Below are 22,899 nucleotides of genomic sequence, written 5' to 3' on the forward strand. Positions count from 1 at the left end.
TTCACTTGCCTGGCTGCCCTAGCCAACCGCGCCAAATCTACTGTGTGCAGAGAGGAAAAATCCCCCCGGAACGTGGGGGGATGCAGTTGGTAAAAGGGGCCGGATTGCTGCAAGAGCAACCCTACAACTTGATGATTCTAATATTATTGTTATTTGACTGCGGTAGAGGAGCCATCCGCATGCCATTCAAAAATACCGAATTCAAACCCTTTCAAATCACCCTTTTCATCCCAGTTCAATGGCCCCATCACTGTTTCTACCGGTTTACCGGTTTTCAGATCTTTGACCAAATCAGCCGGTTCCTGGCTGCCACTACGTTCCATCGCGGTAGTCAACGATTGCAACGCGGCATAAGTCGTCCAAACGAATGGGCCAGTCGGATCGAGTTTCTTCGCTTTCAGTGCATCAACGATAGGTTGGTTAGCAGGAACCTGATCATAGCGTTTTGGTAATGTCACCAGCATGCCTTCAGAAGCATCACCAGCGATGTTAGACAGTGAAGAGTTACCAACACCCTCTGGGCCCATGAAGCGGGCAGTCAGACCTGCTTGTTTAGCCTGACGCAGAATTTGGCCCATCTCTGGGTAGTAACCGCCAAAATAAACAAAATCGACGTTCTCTTTCTTCAAACGAGCAACCAGAGTCGAGAAATCTTTATCACCCGCAGTCACACCTTCAAACAACACGGCTTCTGTGCCTTGTTTTTTCAGGCTGTCACGCACGGAACGCGCCAAACCTTCACCGTATTGCTGCTTATCATGTACCACGGCAATACGTTTAGGTTTGATGGTCTCAAGAATATATTTCGCAGCGGTTGGGCCTTGGTCAGAATCCAGACCGGTGGTGCGCATAATCATTTTATAGCCACGAGTAGTCAAATCAGCATTGGTCGCAGCCGGAGTGATCATAATCACGCCTTCATCTTCATAAATATCTGAAGCTGGCTGAGTTGAAGAAGAGCACAGGTGGCCGATAACATAACGAATGCCATCGTTAATGACTTTGTTAGCGACAGCAACGGCTTGTTTAGGGTCGCAGGCATCATCGTATTCCACGCCGACCAGCATATCGCCTTTAATTCCGCCTTTGGCATTGATATCAGCAATAGCCTGGCGTGCACCGGTAAATTCCATGTCACCATATTGAGCAACTGGACCAGACATCGCACCCACAATGGCAACTTTAATGTCTTTCGCCAGCACGGAATGGCTCATCGCCATTGCGATACACCCAGCCAGCAACACTTTACCTTTTGTTAATTTCATCTGCGAATTCCCCATCTGTCATTGTGAACATGCTTGTTGTGTTGTGTGTTGGTCTTAACGTTTTTTATTGTGCCGTAACGTTTTTTTCATAAGTAATAATGATTTAGTCTCAAAAGACATGCTTTTTTCTAATAAGACTTTATTTTTCATGTCATTAAACAGGAGTTTTATGCTGTAAATCAACTGAGACAAGCAGAAACAAGCGGTGTAAACAGCAGAAAATTAGGATTAAATTGAATGGGTTTTGCACAAATGCTAGTGAGTTGTGCTGGATATGTGATCATTTACTCTGTTAAAACTCGGAAAATGCAGTATCGAAAAAACATTTTCCCCCGTGAACGTACAGAAAAACTTACACAACTCTCTGACTTGTGATCTAGTACAATAAACCATAGCCCCATAACCCTTACTTCCTTGTGGTCTAACGACGATGAAACTGACTATTGAACGATTAACAACCCTTACTCATCAGGACCTTATCGATTTAGCTAAAATTTGGCCTGAGCAGCAACCCACCGTCTGGCAGCAATGGATTAATGACGATAAACCGCTCTTTGCCGCACGTTTTAATGAGCGTCTGTTAGGTGCAGTTAAAGTCATGATAAAAGATGAACAAGCCGAGCTTGAGGATTTATGTATCAGGGAGGTGACGCGTCGCCGTGGAGTGGGGTTATATCTGATTGAAGAAACAGTGCGCCAGCTATCTGGCGTTAGACATTGGCACCTGCGTGATGAGCAAGTCACTGCTGTAAATCGAATCGTAATGGATAGTTTTATGCATGCCTGTGGCTTTACTCGCACTACACAAGGTTGGCAGCGATAGTAATGGCGGTTTTACTGAGTTAGTGCTCTGTCACCGGCGCCAAAAAAGCAAAAGGGCGATATTAAAATCGCCCTTTTGTCGTATGACTGCATCGATGTTGCCGTATTAGGCTTCAATCGCCATACGTAATTTCTTCATTGCGTTCTTTTCAAGCTGACGAACACGTTCAGCAGAGACACCGTACTGATCAGCAAGCTCCTGCAACGTAGACTTGTTGTCATCGTCTAGCCAACGGGCACGGATAATGTGCTGGCTACGTTCGTCCAACCCTTCCAACGCATAAGACAGTTTATCTGCCGCGTGGCTGTCCCAATTATCCTCTTCGATGCCATCAGCAAAGTCAGAGGTTTTGTCCTGCAAATACAGAACTGGGGCCATAGATTGACCATCACGAGCTTCATCATCTGGAGAAGGATCAAAAGTCATATCCTGAGCGGACATGCGTGATTCCATCTCGCGTACATCTTTGCTGGTCACACCCAGTTCTTTGGCAACCAACTCAACTTCATCCTGATTAAACCAGCCCAAACGCTGCTTGGTTTTACGCAGATTGAAGAACAATTTACGCTGAGCTTTTGTGGTCGCGACTTTCACAATCCGCCAGTTGCGCAGAACATACTCATGAATTTCTGCTTTGATCCAGTGTACTGCGAAAGACACCAGACGCACCCCAACCTCAGGGTTAAAACGACGAACTGCTTTCATCAAGCCAATATTACCTTCCTGAATAAGGTCAGCCTGTGGCAAACCATACCCAGAATAGTTGCGGGCAACATGAGCGACAAAGCGCAGGTGAGACAGGATAAGCTGTTTAGCCGCTCCCAGATCGCCCTGGTAATGCAGCCGTTCAGCCAGCTCCCGCTCTTCCTCTGCAGTCAGCATCGGATAGGCATTGGCAGCCCGAATATAGGCTTCCAAACTACCTTGGGGTACTAAGGCTAAAGTTTGCATTTCTTTGGTCATTCAAAACCCTCTCATTGCATGTTTAGTGCAGATTCATCTCAGCGCAAATATTTTAGCATCTGTTTAAACAGATTCAAGCGCTGGGCACCTTATCATTTCACTGTGTTCTTCGACTGGTTATTGCCAAAAAAGTTCAAACTGGATCACAGTTTCTAGCTGTTGATCGGGGTAGATAACCGACTGTGGCTATCAGGGAGAGCCAATAGAATAGACAGGTAAATAACCGCTCTTTCCCTGTCTTTAACTGAACACTACAGGGAAAGAGTATAACAAACATTTTTTATTGCGGTGTAAATCGGCGTAAATGTTGCACCGTCGCCAGCCAAGCGGCAATCCAGCCAATCATAGCCGAGATCAATACCAACAATAGGGACTCATCCCAACTTAAACCATGGAGTGTAAAGCTGGTGCCGAACACCGTCGCTACCTGCGTAACAACTGAACCTAGCTTCCATACCAGTGCTTCAGATAGGATTAGCGATAGCACCGCCCCGCCAAAACCCAGCATTGCCCCTCCATTCAAGAACGGCCGTAGGATAAAACCATCGGTTGCACCAATCAGTTTCATCACATTGATAGTGTCGCGGCGGCTAAAGATACTCAAACGTACGCTGTTACCAATCACCAGGAACACCGCTACCACCATCAAAACACCAATCATCGCCGCAACTTGCCCGACTAGCCCAGTGAGTGCTGCCAAACGAGCAAACCAGCTGTCATCCATACGAACTTCAGCCACTCCTTCAACTTTACTGACTCGGTCACGTAGAGTATCGAGCGAACCTGAGCTTTGAAAATCCAACTTAGGCGTGATGATAGCGACAGCTGGTAGTGGATTTTCTTCCAGCATATCCAGCGCACCACCAAAACCAGACCAATTACGGAACTCACCCATCGCTTCTTCCCGCGACAGATAGTTAACCTTATCTACACCGGCTTGCGCTTTCAGCGTGGTCACGACATTTTCTGCCGCATTATCATCCAGAGCTTTATCCAAATAAACAGTCAGTTGCGGAGTTGGATACCATTGATCCGCCGCCTGACTGACGTTTTTCCAGACGATATAACACACACTTGGTAGTGTTAGGGAGATGGCGATAACCATCACCGTTAACAGCGTTGCCAGTGGTTGGCGCATCATATCGGCAATAGCATTAACCCATGAATAGCGCCACTGCTCACGCCAGCCACCTTTCAGCGCCTTGGTTTTTGCTTTCTGTGCGTTATTCACCATGATGCGCTCCTAACATCCGCCCCTGACTCAGGGTCAGGATTGGGTAGCGCCGCCGGGCAATCAACGACGTATCGTGGGTTGCCATGAGGACGGTAACCCCCACACGATTAAACTCTTCAAACAGGCGCAAAATACCTTCGGATAAGGCATCGTCCAAGTTACCCGTTGGTTCATCAGCCAATAACACCGCAGGCTTGTTCACTACTGCTCGGGCAATACCAACACGCTGTTGTTCACCGCCGGAGAGTTGAATAGGGAAACTTTTCGCCTTATCCAATAGCCCCACTTTATCCAGTGCGGCAGAAACTCTGCGACGAATATCTTCGGTACTGGCACCAGCGATAATCAATGGCATAGCAACATTGTCATACACCGTTCTGTCCAGCAGCAGATGGTGATCTTGGAAGATCATCCCGATCTGACGGCGCAAGAATGGCACTTCGCGGTTTTTCAAGCGGCTGATATCGTGACCACCAAACCAGATATGGCCAGCGCTTGGTCGCTCGATACCACAAATCAGCTTCAGCAAGGTACTTTTCCCTGCACCAGAATGGCCGGTCAGAAACGCCATTTCCGCCGGGCGCAGATGAAAATCTACACCTTGCAGCGCCTGTCGTCCGCCCAGATAAGCTTTACTGACCTGTTCAAAGCGAATCATCCGTATTAATCCTCTCGGGCAAAAAGAGCCTCAATAAAATCGTCAGCCTTAAATGGCCGTAAATCTTCTATACCTTCCCCAACACCGATATAACGGATTGGGATACCAAATTGATCTGCAATGGCAAAAATAACTCCGCCCTTGGCAGTTCCATCAAGTTTAGTCAGAGTAATCCCCGTTAGCCCTACGGCCTCATTAAACAGTTTTGCCTGACTAACCGCATTTTGTCCGGTACTGGCATCCAACGTCAGCATAACCTCATGTGGGGCATCACCGTCCAGCTTTTTCATTACTCGGACAATCTTCTTCAGCTCTTCCATCAAGTGGGCTTTATTCTGCAAACGTCCCGCGGTATCTGCCAATAGCACATCAATACCCCGAGCTTTAGCTGCCTGAATCGCATCGAAAATGACTGAAGCGGAATCTGCACCAGTATGCTGTGCCACAACGGCAATCTTGTTGCGGTCGCCCCAAACTTGCAGTTGTTCTACTGCAGCCGCACGGAAAGTATCTCCTGCAGCCAGCATGACGGATTTACCTTCAGCCTGAAATTGACGTGCCAACTTACCGATGGTGGTGGTTTTCCCAACACCATTAACGCCAACCATTAAGATGACATAAGGATTTTTACCACTGACATCCAATGGTTTGTCTACTTTAGACAGAATTTCAGACATTTCCTCTTTGAGTTTGCCATACAACGCTTCCGCATCTTTTAGTTGTTTACGGCTGGCATGTTCTGTCAGAGAGGTAATAATCTTGCGAGTTGTTTCGACGCCAACGTCGGCGATCAGGAGTTGTTCTTCCAGCTCATCAAACAGATCGTCGTCGATTTTTTTACCACGGAATAGCCCCATAAAACCGGAGCCAAGATTCTGCTTGGTTTTGATTAAGCTGCGTTTTAACCGTGCAAAAAAACCTTCTTTGGTTGGTCGCTCTTGTTCTTGAGCCGCTATTGGTTCAATTTCTTCGTCAGTTTTATCGTCATTAACATCAACAATATCAAGATCTTCAATAACCTCAGTTAGAGGTTCTTCCACAACTGGCTGCGGTGCTGGGGTATCAATAGCCGCATTGTCTGGTGTCAACGGTAATTCTGGTGCACTAACCGTACCGTCATCCCATGCAGCAATACTCTTATCATCGCGCTGTTGCGGCGAAGGAGGCTGCGAGAAATGATGCTGTAAATACTGAGGATCTTCCGCGGAGTCTGCCGGTTTTTCACTGACGACTGGCTCTTCGATTGTGACAGGCTCTTCAACTGATTGTGCCGCAATTTCTGCCGCCACTTCGGGTAGAATTTCAGCGGCAGCTTCATTAATCGCGGCACCGTCCCATTCACCAGGGGTGAGTGTGGCGTGCTCTGCTACAGATTCGGTTTCCGCACTTTCGGGGGTTACCTCAGCAGGTTTCTCGCTGATCGCATGCTCTACGGCAACGTGCTCTGCGGTATCTTCTTTCTCAGTAGCCAATGGCTCTGCTGTATTTTCTTCGTTCTGCCGGCCAAGACCCAGCCAGGAAAAAAATCCACGTTTTTTATCTTTTGCCATTTTTGGACTCTAAATTACTTTGGGTTTGCATAAATAAGATAATAGTTCGCAAGTCTATCACTTTCCCCTGAACAGCAACACGCGCACGATGCTGCTTTCTATTGTGAATTCAATCAACAAAGGTTTAACGTTTCCCCCACACTGCACACACAGGTAGAATAGGAACCTACTTTTTTATTCAGTGCTGCAATATTGGCCAACTTTCAAACAAAGCGATTTATGGCAAAGCGACCTACAGCAAAAGCAAAACAAGCCTCATCACAGTCAGCAGGGCAAATTCGGATCATTGGCGGTAAATGGCGAGGGCGTAAATTACCTGTGCCTGATAGCCCTGGCCTGCGCCCGACCACTGACCGAGTTCGAGAAACACTGTTCAACTGGCTTGCTCCTATGATTCAAGGTGCCCGATGCCTAGACTGTTTTGCGGGTAGCGGTGCATTAGGGCTGGAAGCGCTGTCGCGCTACGCAGGTGAAGCCATATTGCTGGAAGCTGATCGGCATGTCGCTAAACAACTGAGCAGTAACCTGACACTATTAAGTGCCGAAAACGGGCAAGTCGTGAATACTAATTCGTTGCAATGGTTGGCCCAACCAGGGCAGCCTTTCGATTTGGTTTTCCTTGACCCCCCTTTTCGTCAAGGTTTATTGGCCGAAACCATCAATTTATTGGAGCAGTTTAACTGGCTGACAGCTGACGCCTGGATTTATGTTGAAGCTGAGGCTGAAAGTGCCGCCGCAGATGTTCCCACCAGTTGGCAGTTACACCGCGAGAAAATTGCCGGCCAAGTTGCTTATCGTCTCTATATTCGTCATAAGCAAACTCATCAAGACATAGAACCCGTTGAAGGGCAGGAGTAACACCATGTGGATTAATCTCGGCCGATTACTGATGCTAGGAGTCTGGTTTTTCCTGCTCTTAAACCTATTTCAGCCGTTCCCAACGCCGTTAAAATATTTTATTAATGTTGCGTTGATATTCATGGTGTTAATGCATGGATTGCAATTGGTGTTGCTCAAATCTACCCAACCGAAAGACCAGCCAATCAGTAGCTTACAACAAGTGAAAATTTTTGTGTTCGGGGTTTTTGAGTTACTGGCCTGGCAAAAGAAGCAGCCACCGGTTCCTAAAAAATAATGTTCTCTATCCGTCATCTTTCAAGCCATAGGTATGTTGACTACTTTCTCCCAGTTACTGATTCGTAGTGGCTGGGTTTGGCGTGAAGTCGATATAGCGGGTCCCCTGTAAACGTAACGTTCCTTGAGCACCTTGCTCAATACGATTATATTCCTGCCGTGAAACTACCATCTTGATTTCGCTATTATTTTTTACAACCACATTACTGAAAAGTGGTCGAAAATACACTTCATAACGCTTGTCTTCAGCAACAATTTCTTCACGTTGACGTGAACGACGATTGGGTGCCAGAACTTCGCGTTTATCAATAACTTCAACTTGCAAACTGCGCACGGGCGAGCGGTCGTTTTCCGCATCCTGTCGTTTCTTTTGCCAATACTGACGTGTTGCCAGCACGACAATCAGTACGATCACAGCAATAAATAACAACGGAGGTTTATTCATAAAATATTACAAATCTCACTCAGGAGACGTCTCTAAGGTTTATTACCCGGCAGGTAAGGGAAACTCATCACGTTGCTGCCCAGTTCGGAGATTCGTGCACTGCCTTTTTCCGTTACCGCATCAATTCGAATCACAGAATGAAGTGGAATATAGCTACGATTAACACCGGAAAATTCTGTCTTCAATTTTTCTGTTGAAGGGTCAACCAGCAACGTTGATTGGCTATCGAAGACAAAATCAGCAATTTCAATAAACCCAAACAGGGTGCTTGGGATGACCTCACGGACATAGAGCTGATAATTCTTACCGTTATTTATGAATTGAATACGATAAAGCAATTGTTCATTGGCCATGGCGCTCTTGCCTCTATTATCCCTTGATTTAGCAAACGGAAATCGGCGTTAACATAACATGTGGTCCAAACAAGACCAAGACCTCAGCAGGTCGATTCTGCCGCTAACTCTGATTATGCGTACTGCTACGCATTAAGTGCCACAAATCATACAAATCACGTTAGCCCGTCTATCACTCTTTGCTTCCATCCCTTACACTTGATGGAGACATACCCAGAGCAACTGGCATTGCGGATTATCATTACAACACAGGTACTTTCATTGAAACCTGTACAGAAAAAAGGATAAATAATGAGCTGGCCATTCCTTGCCGTATTCTTTTCTGGTTGGTTGTTTGTTGATGCAACTTACCGAGGCCCACGTTGGCAACGTTGGGTATTCAAACCCGTCACTTTATTGCTGTTGCTGTTACTTGCATGGCAAGCACCTATTCTCGGCCCAGCAGGCTATCTGATTGTATTAGGTCTACTGGCAACGTTGGTTGCCGACGCGTTATTACTACTACCCAGTGAGCGCTTACTTTATGCTCTTGGCGCGTTCTTCCTATCGCATTTACTGTATACCATCAGCTTTGCCAGTCAGATGACATTCACCCTGTTCTGGCCACTGCCTTTGGTGTTGATTGTCATTGGCGCACTCTTGTTGGCAACAATCTGGACCAAATTAGAAGAGATGCGTTGGCCTGTTGTGGCTTTCGTCGGAATGACATTACTTATGGTATGGATGGCGGGTGAGCAGTACTTTGCCCGCAGTACGGATCTGAGCTTCTCATTACTGGCAGGCACAGTGCTGTTGTTGATATCACACAGTATTTGGTTGCTGAACCGCTATCGTTTTTCTTTCCGAGCGTCGGCGGCCATCGTCGCGGGGTGCTATTTTGTTGGGCACTTCCTGATTGTTAGGTCACTGTATTTGTAATTAACTCACTGTAATACAATGTGATTTAGCAAAAACGATAAGATAAAACAGAATGACACACAGTTCCATGGAGGGAGCTGAAATCTTTGACGGCCGATACATTGCCGAGCGTTATGTCCCTCCTTCCTGTCAAATCCCACTGTTTAGCAATTATTCTCATTTACCCTCTTGACTCTGGAGTTGACTCTAAGGTGTAGAGTGCAACTATACCGCTTAGAACCCGTATCTCTTTTACATTATGTCCAGGAGGCACCATGCATTCACATTCCGAACATCGACATTCAACCGATACCCACAGCCACTGTGGTTGTGGCCATACGCACGCTAAAAAACAGACAGGTTGCAGTAGCCAACAAGCAACCAATAACAATAATGACAGTACAAACCAAGTTAGTGAGCATTCACATCACGAAGGGGGTTGCTGTAGTCAGAATCATGCCGATGAGGGCGACGATGAAAGCGACATACTTGCGGCAATACCACCTGCTGGAAGCCAGCGTTTTAGCTGGCAGATCAAAGGGATGGATTGCCCTAGTTGCGCCCGTAAAGTTGAAAACGCCGTCAGTAGTCTGATCGGAATTGAAAATGTAAAAGTGTTCTTTGCAACAGAAAAACTGGTCGTCGATGCCAGTACAGATATTCGTCCCCAAGTTCATAATGCCGTAGTGAAAGCCGGATTCAATCTGGTGGATACCCAGTCAGCAGCAACGAATCAAACCACCTCACCAGAATCACCCTTTAGTGAATATTTGCCAATCGCATTATTAACCACGCTGATGCTTATCAGCTGGGGCATTTCGTTATTTAGCACTGAGCTGAGTGAATTTGCTTTTGCCGCAACAACCATTGTTGGGCTAATTCCGATAGTGACTAAAGCTTGGAAGCTCACCCGCTCCGGTACCCCTTTTGCCATCGAAACCTTGATGAGCGTTGCCGCTATCGGGGCAATGTTTATTGGCGCAACAGCCGAAGCCGCCATGGTATTGCTGCTATTTATGATTGGCGAGTTACTTGAATCCTATGCTGCAAACCGCGCTCGCCGTGGCGTCACTGCGTTGATGGCACTGGTTCCAGAAGATGCGCTGTTACTCAAGAATGGTGAGCGCAGGCAGGTTCCTGTCGCCAGTTTACGCCCCGGCGATGTCATTGAAGTTTCACCCGGTGGCCGCCTACCCGCAGATGCTGAATTAATCACCCCTTTTGCCAGCTTCGATGAAAGTGCCCTCACCGGAGAATCTATTCCCGTTGAGCGCCAGCAAGGTGAGAAAGTCGCGGCAGGGAGCTTATCGATTGACCGTGCTACCGAAATGCGCGTTATCTCAGAGCCGGGTAATAATGCTATCGACCGCATATTACAACTGATTGAATTAGCTGAAGAACGTCGCGCACCGATTGAACGCTTTATCGATAGATTCAGTCGAGTTTATACCCCCGCGATTATGCTTCTTTCCGCGTTGGTGATGTTGGTTCCACCTTTGGCTTTCGCCGAACCTTGGGAAACCTGGATTTACCGTGGCCTGACACTGCTGCTTATTGGTTGCCCGTGCGCATTGGTTATTTCCACACCAGCAGCGATTACCTCGGCATTGGCTGCGGCTACACGGCGTGGCGCGCTGATTAAAGGAGGCGCGGCACTTGAGCAGCTTGGCCGTATTCAGGCCGTTGCTTTTGACAAAACAGGGACTCTGACGGAGGGTAAGCCGAAAGTAACCGATATTCTCCCCGCGCCCAACGTGAGTGAATCTCGCCTGTTAGCACTGGCGGCAGCAGTCGAAGCTGGATCACACCATCCATTAGCTGTCGCAATTATACAATCAGCGCAAAAGAACATGTCCATACTGCCACTGGCTGAAGAGCGCCGTGCGTTAGCGGGGGTGGGAGTTGAAGGGGTAGTTAACGGTCTTGCAGTTCGTGTCAGCGCGCCTGGAAAAATATCACCGATGTTATTGACACCCGAGTGGCAGAACCTACTCGATCAGTTAGAAAGCAGCGGTAAAACCGCCGTCGCAGTGCTGGAAAATGAGAAACTTATTGGTTTATTGGCCCTGCGTGACACGTTACGCCCTGATGCCAAACAAGCCATTGATTCACTCAAAAAATTAGGTATTCAAGGTGTGATGTTGACCGGTGATAATCCACGAGCAGCAGCTGCAATTGCTGGTGAGCTAGGAATTGATTACCGTGCTGGATTGCTCCCTGCCGATAAAGTACAGGCCGTTATGGCGCTCAATGAGAGCCAACCTACCGTGATGGTCGGCGACGGTATTAATGATGCCCCTGCGATGAAAGCCGCAAGTATTGGTATTGCCATGGGCAGTGGTACGGACGTTGCTTTGGAAACAGCCGATGCCGCATTGACCCATAATCGGCTTACCGGGTTGGCAGAAATTATTCTGCTATCACGGGCAGCTAACGCCAATATTCGCCAAAATATTACTATCGCATTGGGGCTAAAAGGGATTTTTCTGGTCACCACCTTGCTCGGTTTAACCGGTTTGTGGCTGGCGGTGTTAGCTGATTCTGGCGCAACCGCCTTAGTGACCGCCAATGCCCTAAGATTGTTGCGTAGAAGAGAGGTTTGAGAACTCGGGCAAAGCGGCAGACTACCCTGCTTTTGCCCCTTTTTTGACCAGATACCGGTAAGGTGTCTGTACGGTATCTTGTGCTAATAGCTGGTGATCCATAAAGCGGCAAAAACCGGGGATATCGCGGGTCGTGGCGGGATCATCAGCAATAATTAATAGCGTTTGACCGTCTTCCATATTCCGGACGGTTTTACGCACCATCATAACTGGCTCTGGGCAACGTAGCCCCAGTGCATCAAGTGTTTTATCCGGATTGGCAAAAATATCGGTCATTGCAATTCTCTTGTGGGTTAGCAGCAATATAAAAGAGGTTCGATAGTTTACTCTGCTGTTTTTCAGGTGCAAGTTGCGCTAACGTTTGCGTTAAAATTAACCATTGCATTCGTTGCGCAAACGCGTATTATGCCGCCGCGTCGCAGAAATTGCGGCATATTTTGTTTGGGTTCCCTCACCCCAATAACCAAAAAGGTCACATTTATGTTTTCGTTTACTGCCCAACAGCGGATGACCGCTTTGGTATGGCTGTCGCTATTCCATATTGTCATCATTACCTCCAGCAACTATCTGGTGCAATTACCGATCTCTATCTTTGGTTTTCACACCACGTGGGGGGCTTTTACCTTTCCGTTTATCTTCTTAGCCACTGACCTGACTGTGCGGATTTTTGGTGCCCCTTTGGCGCGCCGAATTATTTTGTCTGTCATGGTGCCTGCACTGCTTATTTCGTACCTTATTTCAGCCCTGTTTTATCAGGGAAGCTGGCAAGGGTTCCCGGCATTAACCAGTTTTAATTGGGTGGTAGCGCGCATCGCCGTGGCTAGCTTTATGGCCTATGTGCTTGGACAAATTCTTGATGTTCAAGTGTTTAATCGCCTACGCCAGCGCAGTGCTTGGTGGGTTGCCCCTACTGCGGCCATGTTCTTTGGCAATATCAGTGACACGATGGCGTTCTTCTTTATTGCATTCTATCGCAGTACTGACCCGTTTATGGCTGCAAACTGGGTGGAAATCGCCTTGGTAGATTATAGTTTCAAGCTACTGATCTGCATGCTTTTCTTCCTGCCAGCCTATGGCGTGATGCTCAATGTGTTATTGAAATACTTTGCTAAAAAAACCAGTCAGCAAGCACTAACTCAGATGAGTCCCGCTGAACAATAGATTGCTTTTGGCGTCTGAATAAGGTGCGATAAGACGATTAATCATCAATAAGGGATTCTCATGCATAAAATAACCAAATTTCTCGCCGTCGGCCTGTTGGTTGCAGGATTAAGTGCTTGTGATGGTAGCAGCGATAATAATGTTGGCCAGCCAATCAGCCTGTTAGAGGGTAAAGTCGCGTTTAGCTTACCAGCAGACTTATCAGACCAAAGCGGGAAAATGGGCAATCAAGCCAACAACATGCACGTTTATGCCAATAAAACGGGCGATAAAGCGGTTATCGTGATTTTAGGTGATAACACCAATGAGAGTTTGAATGTCCTGACTGACCGCTTGGCAGAACAGCAGCGCGCCCGTGATGCCAATCTACAAGTCGTGACGAATAAAGAAATCAAAGTTGATGGGCAGCCTTTCCAGCAACTGGACAGCATTATTACCAGTGGCGGCGACAAAGCTTATTCATCAGTCTTGATGGGGAAAGTGGATAATCACTTGATAACAATGCAGATTACGCTGCCTGCGGAGAACCAGCAACAAGCGCAAACTGAAGCAGAGTCCATCATCAGTACCTTAAAACTGAAATAATCTACCTTAATAGCGCGCGGCAAACCGCGCGCTGTCTACATCATCCTTTGAGAGATTGTGCCAGCAACGTCATCGGATGCTCACACTTCTTACTCGTCGACATCTCAATCTGCCACTTACAGGTTTCGCAGTCGGTTATCACCAAATCAACACCACTGTCCTCTATTTGCTGGAATAGCGATGATCCAATCCCTTGAGCTGTTGCGTAGTTCTCTGATTTAAAGCCATAAGTCCCTGCAATCCCGCAGCACTGAGAATCCAAGACCACCAGCTCAATACCGGGGATTCGCTGTAACAATGCCAAGGTATAAGCCGTCCAACCCATTTTTTCCATGTGGCAAGGTGTATGATAGGCAATGCGTAGTGGCTTGTTTTCTTTAGAAAATAAGGGTTTCAGCGGGAGATCCCGCCCTTGGTCTAATAAGCGGTAGATATAGCGAGTTGCCAGTTCTACTCTGTCACGCACCGGAGCAGTATCCACATCCAATAAATGTGGATACTCATCTCTCAAGGTAAAAGTGCAACTTGAGGAGGTGGCAACAACGGGGATATCTCGGTCCACCACTGCATCCGTCAGTGATTCCAGATTCACTCGCGCCTGTTTTTTCGCCTGCTCGATAAACCCATTTGCAATGAGCGGTACACCGCAGCATTTTTCCCGTTTAAGCAATTGAACGCCGATATTCATCGCGTTGAATACACTGACTAAATCCTTGCCTAATTGGGGATGGTTGTAGTTCACAAAGCAGCCATGGAAGAATGCTACCTGCTCGGCATATTGCTGCTGTTTTTCTGCTTGTTTGCGATACCAGCGGCGGAAGGTGCCAAACGAATATTTGGGCAATTCACGCCGATGATCAATTTTCAGTGCTTTATCCAGCAAGGCCCGTACCGGTTTTAAGCCCGTGACCGCATTGACGACCGGGGCAAACGGTGTCGAAAGCGTGCCCATGATGTCAGTGTGGCTAAGGATTGCATCGCGCAGTTTGGGTTTATGACTGCTGTAACTGGCTTTCGCACGCTGGATGATGTCACCGATTTTGACATCTGACGGGCAGGCCACTTCACAACGTTTGCAGTTAGTGCAATATTTCAATGCATCGTCATACAATGCCGGATCTTTCAGGCGCAGGCGCTCACCGTCAGGGCCGGCCTGTTTTGGTCCCGGATACAGTGGGTTGACCTTCGCCACCGGGCAATACGTAGTGCAGACTGTGCATTTAATGCAACTTTCAAAACTGTTATCCCGCGCCACGTGTTTATCCTGAATGTCTTCGTACTGTGGTAACCCGGTCATAATGTCACCTCCATTGCGCTGACAATTTGCTCTGCAACGAACAAGGCGCTGGTCAAAGAAACCCCGGCGCCACAACCTTGTTGCAGCGGATCATAGCCACCGAGGACTGCGCCAATAACATACAAATTATCCAGCGCGATGCCGCCACGCAGTGCCCGTAGTTGGTTATCCGTGTTCACACCAAACTGTAAATAAGGTTGTGGCGCAAACATATTGCTGTGGGTCCAATCGGCACGGTTTGGTAGCGATAAAATATCCAGATCCAATATGGGCTCATAGACATGCTCGAACGTGGCCACCAGCCCATTACTGAAGAAACTGCCACTGGCCAGCACCATCTGAGCGGCACGCAGTGGAATATCCCCGTGGTTACGGCTATAAAGGCCAGTAATCCGATTGCCCACCATTTCGGCTCGCAACACGGCATCTCCCGGCATGACTATTCCGCCGAGCTGTTGGAAACGATGGCGCAGTGCTTGATGCAGACGCATACCGAGCAATGACGGTGGCAATGTCGGTAGCAGTTGAATGGGTTTGCCCACGGCAGCTCGTAGCGCTTCCAGTGGCGCTGAATCATCCAGACCAATACAGGCAGGCAGCAAAATCATTTCTGCGGCAGATGATAAACGTGCTAATTCATCCGCCAACGGTTGCAGGTTTTCTGGCTGATCCAGAACACGAGCAATATTAACTGCACGAAATTCGCTAGGGTTATCCCGCAAGCGGTCCAGCGCAGGTAAATGTAAATAGTCAGGTGTGGCTGCAACACCCTGCTCTTGCAAAGCACTGGCGACCATTTGGGGCTGAAAATCGAGGAAACCCTCAATACCAATCACCGCGACTTTTTGCCACGGCAGTGGGCCTTCCAATGGTGCAACTGGGATATCCGTTGGACTGAGCCAAGTTGGCCGGCAACCACCCAGCGGTGTCAGCCGCAAGTGATTTTTAGCCGCACTACCAACCAGTTTTAAACCACAGCGCTGTAACAGGGATTCTGCTTGTTGCGCTAACTCTCCCACTTGCCCGGTTTGCCCCATCTTGCTGTAGGGATGTTCAGGGGCTATTTCAGCCAACGCCTCCAGTGCAGAGAGAGGTTGGCTCACCGGCCGCCCATCCGGTAATTTTGCTAACAAATCCAAAGAACCGGAGGAGAAATGCAGTGCATTTTGGCCTGCACTGACAATCGCACAATATTTACCTTGCTCAGCCAGACGAATGCCGCAGGCCAGTCCAGCTAATCCACCACCGATGATGATCACATCAAATTTCATCGTGTTTCTCCTGAACATTGGCCGCACACGGGGTATCATCCAGACCACAAAGCCCTTGATAAACCCAATGAGTAAACTCACTTTCCCGTAAAGCATCACCCCACGCTATTGGGCGCACACCTTTCCAGCGCTCGTTAAGGAATTGCACGAGTTGTTCACGGGATTGTTGGGGAGTGGTCACCTTAAAGCGGCTGAGTAAACCTGCCGCCCGGCAAGCACAAAGCTCTCCCTGACAAGTTCCCATGCCAACACGAGTGCGGCGGCGTAAATCCAGTAAGTTGTTGACTGACAGAGATTCAATGGCATAACGCACTTCACCCGCAGTCACAGCTTCACATTCACATACCAGACTGTTATCCAGACGATTTCCGGCCAACAACTGTGTCGCACGGTCACCGTGGCGATACACTGCCGAACCACGGATGCTGGCAGGTAAAGAAATGACTTTGGTCAGTGTCTGTTCTGCGGATTGTTGTGAACCGGGCAATGGCTCTTGGGCCGTGGTACAGGCTGTAGTCACCCCCAGTTTTTCACATACTTTATCGGTGGCCCATTCAGCCATCAGCCGGTAAGTCATCAATTTACCGCCAGTAATGGTAATGAACCCCTCTAGCCCATCACGACTGGCGTGATCCAGTAATACGATGCCGCGGCTAACATTACGGCCTGAAGGGTCATCATCGCTGGCAACTAAAGGTCTAACTCCGGCATACGCGCGCAAAATGCGCGTTTGCGCTAATTGTGGTGAAAGTTTTGACCCTTCACGGATTAAAGTGTCCACCTCTTGCGGGGTGACAATCATGTTATCTATCTGATCATATTCAATATGTGTGGAGGTCGTACCGATCAGTGAAATGGTATCGCCCGGCACCAAAATGTCCGCATCTGCAGGTTTACGGCAACGGTTGATCACCATGTTGTTGATCCGATGACCGAGGATCAACAGTGCGCCTTTGGCAGGAAACATGCGGATCCGTAGATCGGCATATTCTGCAATGTGTTGTCCCCAGATCCCGGCGGCATTCACTACGATCTGTGCATGGATATCATATTGGCATTGGTTTTTATGATCGAAAACGCGCACACCAGTGACTCGATCACCTTGACGCAGTAAACCAATCACTTCGTGATAAGTCAGTACATTGGCACCATGCTCACGGGCATCCAGCATATTGGCAGCGGTTAAGCGGAAAGGATCAACCGTGCCATCTGGCACCCGAACAGCGGCAATCAATGATGGATTGGCGGCAGGTTCCAGACGTAATGCCAACTTTGGATCAATGGCTTGCGCTTCGATTCCCGCATCCTGACAACGAGCAATAAATTGCGTCTGATACTCAAGGGAGTCTTCCGGTAGCGTGATAAACAAGCCATCCGTTTGTTCAATACAATGGCGAGCGATACGTTTAAGAATTCGGTTTTCTTCAATACATTCACGGGCAGATTCGCCATCCGTCACCGCATAGCGCGCCCCACTGTGCAGCAAACCATGATTTCGCCCCGTCGCACCCGTAGCAATGTCATGCCTTTCGAGCAGAGTACAAGCCAAACCACGCCGAGCGCAGTCCCGCGCAATCCCGGCCCCGGTCGCGCCACCACCAATGATGATGACATCCGTTTCTGTGTAAGGAGAACTGTTCGTCATGAAAGACCCCACATTATCAGACAGCCGCCTGGCGGCTAATTATGAGTCTATTGAGCCACAATCTTTATGGTTATTGTTTGATAAGGAACAAAAACGAACGAAAAACGAAAGTGAAGTGGTGTTTAAAAACCATGATTGTGATCAAAGTCACAGGTAATTTATGATTACAGGTTTCAAAATGTTAACCAATCGCTCAAAATTGCCGCCGCTTTCATATAACTGTAACAAATGCGCCATCACTCACAGATAAATACCAAGAATTTATCTAGCATGGCGTTCGTTATGGAACATAAACGACAGTCGCGTTGCTGTTTAGCTACCGACTGCCGTTTAACTACCGGATAGATACCAGGCTATACCGGAGTCAAAAAACAACAAATAGCCATCGGAGGCACTCATGTTGAGTATTTTTAAGCCCGCGCCACATGTGGCACGGCTTCCCGCAGACCAGGTCGACCCCACCTACCGCCGCTTACGCTGGCAAATCTTCATGGGTATCTTCTTCGGTTACGCCGCCTATTATCTGGTGCGTAAAAACTTTACTCTGGCCATGCCGTATTTAATCGAACAAGGGTTCTCTCGTGGGGATCTGGGTTTCGCACTATCCGGTATTTCTATCGCTTACGGTTTCTCAAAATTCATCATGGGGTCGGTTTCTGACCGCTCCAACCCGCGGGTATTCCTTTCCGCCGGTTTGATTCTCTCCGCAGCAGTGATGCTGTTTATGGGCTTTGTACCTTGGGCAACATCCAGTATCGCTGTGATGTTTGTGCTGCTGTTCTTATGCGGCTGGTTCCAGGGGATGGGGTGGCCGCCATGTGGCCGTACCATGGTGCACTGGTGGTCGAAGAAAGAACGTGGTGGGATTGTTTCTATCTGGAACTGCGCCCATAACGTGGGTGGCGGCTTACCACCACTACTGTTCTTGCTCGGGATGGCTTGGTTTAACGACTGGAAAGCGGCGTTATATATGCCTGCTTTCGCGGCTATTTTGGTCGCACTGATCGTCTTTGGCTTGATGCGTGATACCCCTCAATCCGTAGGTTTACCGCCGATTGAAGAGTACAAAAACGACTATCCAGATGACTACACCAAAGAAGCTGAAGAAGAGCTGACCGCTAAGCAAATCTTCATGCAATATGTTTTCCCTAACAAACTGCTGTGGTATATCGCCATTGCTAACGTTTTCGTTTATTTACTGCGTTACGGCATCCTTGACTGGTCACCGACCTACCTGAAAGAAGTGAAACACTTCGCACTGGATAAATCGTCGTGGGCTTATTTCCTGTATGAATACGCCGGTATTCCAGGGACGCTGCTGTGCGGCTGGATGTCTGACAAAGTGTTTAAAGGCAACCGTGGTGCTACCGGTGTGTTCTTTATGACATTAGTGACTATCGCGACCATTATTTACTGGCTGAACCCTGTCGGTAACCCTGGTATCGATATGGCTTGTATGATCACTATCGGCTTCCTGATTTATGGCCCGGTCATGTTGATTGGTCTACATGCTCTTGAATTAGCGCCGAAAAAAGCGGCAGGTACAGCAGCAGGCTTCACGGGTCTGTTCGGTTATCTGGGCGGCTCGGTCGCGGCCAGTGCCATCGTTGGTTATACCGTTGACTACTTCGGTTGGGACGGTGGCTTTATGGTGATGATTGGCGGCAGCATCTTGGCTGTATTGCTGCTGCTCGTCGTGATGTTTAGCGAGAAAAAACATCACGAAGAGATGGCGAGAAAGCAAAACCAGTAAATTTTCACCCTAAGCTTTAAGTCTCTAACAGGCTGTGTCGTTATCTATGGATGTATAGCGCCACAGCCTTTTTCATACCTTGAAATTGATAAATGGAGCATAATCAATGCAAATTCATATAAAAACCTTGGCGGCAAGCATCATTTTGGCATCTTCAGTAGCGGGTATGGCACACGCGGCAGAGTCATCTTCCTCGGACAAATCCACACTCACCAAACCTTCCGCAGACAAAATCGTTATCGCGCATCGTGGTGCCAGTGGCTATTTACCTGAGCACTCTCTGCCAGCCAAAGCTATGGCCTACGCACAAGGTTCCGATTATCTTGAACAAGACTTGGTGATGACCAAAGATAATGAGTTAGTGGTTCTGCATGACCATTATCTGGATCGAGTGACAGATGTTGCCGACCGCTTCCCTGACCGCGCACGTAAGGATGGTCGTTATTACGCCATTGATTTTACACTGCCAGAGATCAAGTCACTGAAATTTACCGAAGGCTTTGATATTGGTAAAGATGGCAAAAAAGTACAGAGCTTCCCAGGCCGCTTCCCTATGGGCAAATCAGACTTCCGTGTGCACACCTTCCAGGAAGAGATTGAATTTGTTCAGGGGCTAAATCATTCAACCGGTAAAAACATTGGTATTTATCCTGAAATCAAAGCACCTTGGTTCCATCAGCAAGAAGGGAAAGATATTTCCACCAAGGTGTTGGAAGTGCTCAAACAATACGGTTACACCACCAAAGCCGATAAAGTTTATCTGCAATGTTTTGATGCAAATGAATTAAAACGTATCAAGAACGAACTGGAACCGAAGATGGGCATGAACCTGAAACTGGTTCAACTGGTGGCCTATACCGACTGGAATGAGACCTACGAACAGAAAGCTGACGGCAAGTGGGTTAATTACAGCTACGACTGGATGTTCAAGCCGGGCGCGATGAAACAAGTCGCGCAATACGCTGACGGCATCGGTCCTGACTACCATATGTTGGTTGTGGAAAGCTCTACACCAGATAACATCAAGTTGACCAATATGGTGAAAGAAGCCCATGCCAGCAATATGATGGTTCATCCGTATACCATCCGGGCTGATAAACTGCCGAAATACGCCACCGACGTTAATCAGTTGTTCGATATTATCTACAATCAAGCACAGGTTGACGGGGTCTTTACTGACTTCCCTGATAAAGGGGTGCAGTTCCTGCAAAAACAGGGACAACATCAGTAAGCTGATGGTCTGACATTCCCTAGAATATGAAAATGGCGCACTTATAATGAGTGCGCCATTTTTTTGTTTATCGCTCTATTTTACTCTACCCAAGAGATTCCGAGTTGCGGGTAGGCGGCAACATCCCTACGGATTGAAAGATGAAATAATGAATTACTTATCTGTCCCTAAAAACATCTTGCGCAGATAGTGTGGCACCGCGTCATCAACATTTGAGCCAATCACTTCCAAGTTCGGCAACATATCTTTCAGGCGCTGATGCGCATCACGCATAATGCAGCCTTTGCCAGACATAGACAGCATTTCCAAATCATTCATACCATCACCAAACGCGATACACTCCTTCAGTGAATAACCAATGATTTTGGCAACTTGCTCAAGCGCGTGGCCCTTAGAGACCCCGCCGCCCATCACTTCCAAACATGTCGGGAAGGAGAAACTGACATTCACGCGATCGCCCCAACGTGCATTGATGGCTTCTTCTAAAATCAATAATTTGTCATGATCTTCACAAGTGAAGTAAACCTTACATACCCCTTCAGTAGGCAATAAAGCCGGCTCGAACACTTGATAGTTAAACACCGATTCGCGGAAAAACTCTTTCTGCGCCGGGCTTTCCCGGTTCATATACCATTCATCATTCAAATAAACGTTGGTCAGAATATCCGGATTATGGTGCTCAATGTTGTACAAATCATGGGCAATATCGGCATCAAGGTTATGACTGAAAATCAGCTCCCCTGCCGTGTTATGTACGCGCGCGCCGTTGGAGGTGATCATAAAGGCGCTGATCTCTAGGCTATCGCGAATTTGCGCCACATCGATGTGATGGCGGCCGGTCGCAAACACAAAGTGCACATCACGCTGTGTCAGCAGCTTCAGTGTCTCTTTGGCATAGGGCGTCAGGATGTGGTCAGGTGACAGCAAAGTGCCATCTAAATCGGAAGCAACAACATGATACATAGCGGTATGTTCTAACCTCTGGTGACGTCGGGGTCTACTGGCCGACTGATTGTTTTGTGTTGTGCAAAAAAGCGCAATATGGCGCCTAGCGCCTCGGCACGCAGTGTGTCCCGCTCGAACAGGATCTCATGGCGTGCGCCGTGAATGACCATAGGCTGCCCCCCTTCGCAAGGGTGCCCCGCCAGAGTCATTGCCTGAGAAAAAGCGTCGTGGGCCGGGTTATGAACCACCCGATCCTCGCTGGCCTGCAATAACAGGACCGGCGTCGTAATTTTGTCTGCCTCGGCAATAATTTGCTCACCCACCAACAGGCTTTCGCGGATCCAATGATACGTTGGCCCGCCCACACGGATTTCGGGGGTATCAGCATATTGGCGCAAATAGCGGCGATAGCGCTCGCGGCTGTGAGTCAACATATTGACCAGATACGGCAGTGGTCGCCACTGGCCCGTGCCAATGGCGTAATAATCTCGCAGCTTTTGGTGCCCTTCGGCCCAGTCGACAATACGGTGGGCCAGCCAGCCCGGCATCGGCAAATGGATACCAAACATCGGCGCGCAGAGTGCAACAGCATCAAACGCCTGCGGCTCTCTTGCCAAAAAACGTGTCAGAATTGCGCCACCCATGGAATGAGCTAAAGCAAAGCGCTGCTGATAATGGCTATCCGTTAATTCACGCTGCACTAACTGCGAAAAATCTTCAATATAATCATCGAACTTGATCACATGACCACGATTATGATCTTCCAGTAGCCGCCCGGATTTACCCTGCCCGCGATGATCCAGCACAATGACATCAAAACCCTGCTGAAAAAGATCATAGGCTACTTCAGGATATTTAACGTAACTTTCAATGCGGCCGGGCACGACCACCACCACGCGGGTATGTTGCGGTGCGCAAAAGCGGACGTAGCGAATAGGGATATTATCGACCCCAATAAATTCATCTTCATCACGCTGCTGCCAAAAATCTAACAATGGCCCGTTAACAAAAGCAGCAAACTGCTCTTCGCGGGTCAGCCAGTTATTCATATGATTATCTAACGGCATAGCATCGCTCGCTGTTCAG

At 48.2% G+C, this 22,899-nt stretch carries 23 protein-coding genes; 10 read left to right on the forward strand and 13 right to left on the reverse strand.

Annotated features, from left to right (window positions below):
- Window positions 1-149 precede the first annotated feature (149 nt).
- Window positions 150-1,265, reverse strand: coding sequence for a branched-chain amino acid ABC transporter substrate-binding protein (locus HUZ92_RS15410; protein WP_050100991.1), 1,116 nt, complete (start codon window positions 1,263-1,265; stop codon window positions 150-152).
- A gap of 430 nt (window positions 1,266-1,695) precedes the next feature.
- Here HUZ92_RS15410 and panM point away from each other — a divergent pair, with 430 nt between their 5' ends.
- A complete protein-coding gene (gene panM / locus HUZ92_RS15415; protein ID WP_050296228.1) occupies window positions 1,696-2,088 on the forward strand; it encodes an aspartate 1-decarboxylase autocleavage activator PanM in 393 nt (130 codons plus the stop codon).
- 105 nt (window positions 2,089-2,193) lie between these two features.
- Here the strand turns inward: panM and rpoH are convergent, their stop codons facing one another.
- The 4 genes from rpoH to ftsY form a co-directional block, all read right to left on the reverse strand.
- The gene (gene rpoH, locus HUZ92_RS15420; RefSeq protein ID WP_145580142.1) at window positions 2,194-3,051 is read right to left on the reverse strand and encodes an RNA polymerase sigma factor RpoH; all 858 of its coding nucleotides are present in this window, start codon (window positions 3,049-3,051) and stop codon (window positions 2,194-2,196) included.
- A gap of 280 nt (window positions 3,052-3,331) precedes the next feature.
- On the reverse strand, window positions 3,332-4,285 hold the full coding sequence (gene ftsX / locus HUZ92_RS15425) for a permease-like cell division protein FtsX (RefSeq protein WP_050100989.1): 954 nt from the start codon (window positions 4,283-4,285) through the stop codon (window positions 3,332-3,334).
- Window positions 4,275-4,943 carry a cell division ATP-binding protein FtsE gene (gene ftsE, locus HUZ92_RS15430; RefSeq protein ID WP_050100988.1) on the reverse strand — a complete coding sequence of 223 codons (669 nt, stop codon included), beginning with the start codon at window positions 4,941-4,943 and terminating at the stop codon, window positions 4,275-4,277. Before ftsE ends, ftsX begins: the two co-directional genes overlap by 11 nt.
- A 5-nt stretch (window positions 4,944-4,948) precedes the next feature.
- Window positions 4,949-6,493 carry a signal recognition particle-docking protein FtsY gene (ftsY, locus tag HUZ92_RS15435; RefSeq protein ID WP_050141126.1) on the reverse strand — a complete coding sequence of 515 codons (1,545 nt, stop codon included), beginning with the start codon at window positions 6,491-6,493 and terminating at the stop codon, window positions 4,949-4,951.
- A gap of 219 nt (window positions 6,494-6,712) precedes the next feature.
- Between ftsY and rsmD the strand changes: the two genes are divergently transcribed.
- Window positions 6,713-7,351, forward strand: a complete 639-nt coding sequence (gene rsmD / locus HUZ92_RS15440; RefSeq protein ID WP_145580143.1) for a 16S rRNA (guanine(966)-N(2))-methyltransferase — start codon at window positions 6,713-6,715, stop codon at window positions 7,349-7,351.
- A 4-nt stretch (window positions 7,352-7,355) separates the two neighbouring features.
- A complete protein-coding gene (locus HUZ92_RS15445) occupies window positions 7,356-7,628 on the forward strand; it encodes a DUF1145 family protein (protein ID WP_050100985.1) in 273 nt (90 codons plus the stop codon).
- Between the two features lie 54 nt (window positions 7,629-7,682).
- On the opposite strand, the gene HUZ92_RS15450 is transcribed toward HUZ92_RS15445, so the two are convergent.
- Both HUZ92_RS15450 and HUZ92_RS15455 read right to left on the reverse strand, forming a co-directional pair.
- Window positions 7,683-8,072 (reverse strand): DUF2500 domain-containing protein, encoded by a 390-nt coding sequence (locus HUZ92_RS15450; protein WP_050100984.1) that lies wholly within the window; start codon window positions 8,070-8,072, stop codon window positions 7,683-7,685.
- A gap of 32 nt (window positions 8,073-8,104) precedes the next feature.
- Entirely contained in the window at window positions 8,105-8,425 is a 321-nt protein-coding gene (locus HUZ92_RS15455; RefSeq protein ID WP_050100983.1) for a DUF1820 family protein, read from the reverse strand.
- A gap of 291 nt (window positions 8,426-8,716) precedes the next feature.
- On the opposite strand from HUZ92_RS15455, the gene HUZ92_RS15460 reads away from it, so the two are divergent.
- Together HUZ92_RS15460 and HUZ92_RS15465 are read left to right on the forward strand one after the other, a co-directional pair.
- Entirely contained in the window at window positions 8,717-9,343 is a 627-nt protein-coding gene (locus HUZ92_RS15460; protein WP_050100982.1) for a lysoplasmalogenase, read from the forward strand.
- A gap of 254 nt (window positions 9,344-9,597) precedes the next feature.
- Window positions 9,598-11,925 (forward strand): zinc/cadmium/mercury/lead-transporting ATPase, encoded by a 2,328-nt coding sequence (locus HUZ92_RS15465; protein ID WP_050141125.1) that lies wholly within the window; start codon window positions 9,598-9,600, stop codon window positions 11,923-11,925.
- 21 nt (window positions 11,926-11,946) lie between these two features.
- On the opposite strand, the gene tusA is transcribed toward HUZ92_RS15465, so the two are convergent.
- Window positions 11,947-12,201, reverse strand: coding sequence for a sulfurtransferase TusA (gene tusA, locus HUZ92_RS15470; RefSeq protein ID WP_050141124.1), 255 nt, complete (start codon window positions 12,199-12,201; stop codon window positions 11,947-11,949).
- 204 nt (window positions 12,202-12,405) lie between these two features.
- Between tusA and HUZ92_RS15475 the strand changes: the two genes are divergently transcribed.
- Both HUZ92_RS15475 and HUZ92_RS15480 read left to right on the forward strand, forming a co-directional pair.
- Window positions 12,406-13,086: a 7-cyano-7-deazaguanine/7-aminomethyl-7-deazaguanine transporter gene (locus HUZ92_RS15475; RefSeq protein WP_050101036.1), complete on the forward strand. Its 681-nt coding sequence runs from the start codon at window positions 12,406-12,408 to the stop codon at window positions 13,084-13,086.
- A gap of 60 nt (window positions 13,087-13,146) precedes the next feature.
- The gene (locus tag HUZ92_RS15480) at window positions 13,147-13,671 is read left to right on the forward strand and encodes a DcrB family lipoprotein (RefSeq protein WP_050100979.1); all 525 of its coding nucleotides are present in this window, start codon (window positions 13,147-13,149) and stop codon (window positions 13,669-13,671) included.
- Between the two features lie 40 nt (window positions 13,672-13,711).
- Here HUZ92_RS15480 and glpC read toward each other — a convergent pair whose 3' ends face one another.
- Genes glpC through glpA form a run of 3 tightly spaced genes read right to left on the reverse strand, consistent with a single transcriptional unit; the run spans window position 13,712 to window position 17,884 of the window.
- The gene (gene glpC, locus HUZ92_RS15485; RefSeq protein ID WP_050100978.1) at window positions 13,712-14,968 is read right to left on the reverse strand and encodes an anaerobic glycerol-3-phosphate dehydrogenase subunit GlpC; all 1,257 of its coding nucleotides are present in this window, start codon (window positions 14,966-14,968) and stop codon (window positions 13,712-13,714) included.
- Entirely contained in the window at window positions 14,965-16,239 is a 1,275-nt protein-coding gene (glpB, locus tag HUZ92_RS15490; protein WP_050296232.1) for a glycerol-3-phosphate dehydrogenase subunit GlpB, read from the reverse strand. Before glpB ends, glpC begins: the two co-directional genes overlap by 4 nt.
- Window positions 16,229-17,884 (reverse strand): anaerobic glycerol-3-phosphate dehydrogenase subunit A, encoded by a 1,656-nt coding sequence (gene glpA / locus HUZ92_RS15495; protein WP_050100976.1) that lies wholly within the window; start codon window positions 17,882-17,884, stop codon window positions 16,229-16,231. The genes glpB and glpA overlap by 11 nt, the downstream gene beginning before the upstream one ends.
- Between glpA and HUZ92_RS15500 the strand changes: the two genes are divergently transcribed.
- The 3 genes from HUZ92_RS15500 to glpQ all read left to right on the forward strand — a co-directional run bounded on the left by HUZ92_RS15500 (window position 17,883) and on the right by glpQ (window position 20,868).
- Entirely contained in the window at window positions 17,883-18,041 is a 159-nt protein-coding gene (locus HUZ92_RS15500; RefSeq protein WP_164908391.1) for a hypothetical protein, read from the forward strand. The genes glpA and HUZ92_RS15500 overlap by 2 nt on opposite strands.
- A gap of 240 nt (window positions 18,042-18,281) precedes the next feature.
- On the forward strand, window positions 18,282-19,637 hold the full coding sequence (gene glpT / locus HUZ92_RS15505; RefSeq protein WP_050100975.1) for a glycerol-3-phosphate transporter: 1,356 nt from the start codon (window positions 18,282-18,284) through the stop codon (window positions 19,635-19,637).
- A 106-nt stretch (window positions 19,638-19,743) separates the two neighbouring features.
- A complete protein-coding gene (gene glpQ / locus HUZ92_RS15510; protein ID WP_050100974.1) occupies window positions 19,744-20,868 on the forward strand; it encodes a glycerophosphodiester phosphodiesterase in 1,125 nt (374 codons plus the stop codon).
- 153 nt (window positions 20,869-21,021) lie between these two features.
- Here the strand turns inward: glpQ and yigL are convergent, their stop codons facing one another.
- The gene (gene yigL / locus HUZ92_RS15515; RefSeq protein WP_050100973.1) at window positions 21,022-21,831 is read right to left on the reverse strand and encodes a sugar/pyridoxal phosphate phosphatase YigL; all 810 of its coding nucleotides are present in this window, start codon (window positions 21,829-21,831) and stop codon (window positions 21,022-21,024) included.
- 11 nt (window positions 21,832-21,842) lie between these two features.
- Window positions 21,843-22,880, reverse strand: a complete 1,038-nt coding sequence (pldB, locus tag HUZ92_RS15520; RefSeq protein WP_050100972.1) for a lysophospholipase L2 — start codon at window positions 22,878-22,880, stop codon at window positions 21,843-21,845.
- Window positions 22,881-22,899 lie beyond the last annotated feature (19 nt).

It is taken from the genome of Yersinia vastinensis (genome assembly GCF_902726565.1).
Classification (GTDB): Bacteria; Pseudomonadota; Gammaproteobacteria; order Enterobacterales; family Enterobacteriaceae; genus Yersinia; species Yersinia vastinensis.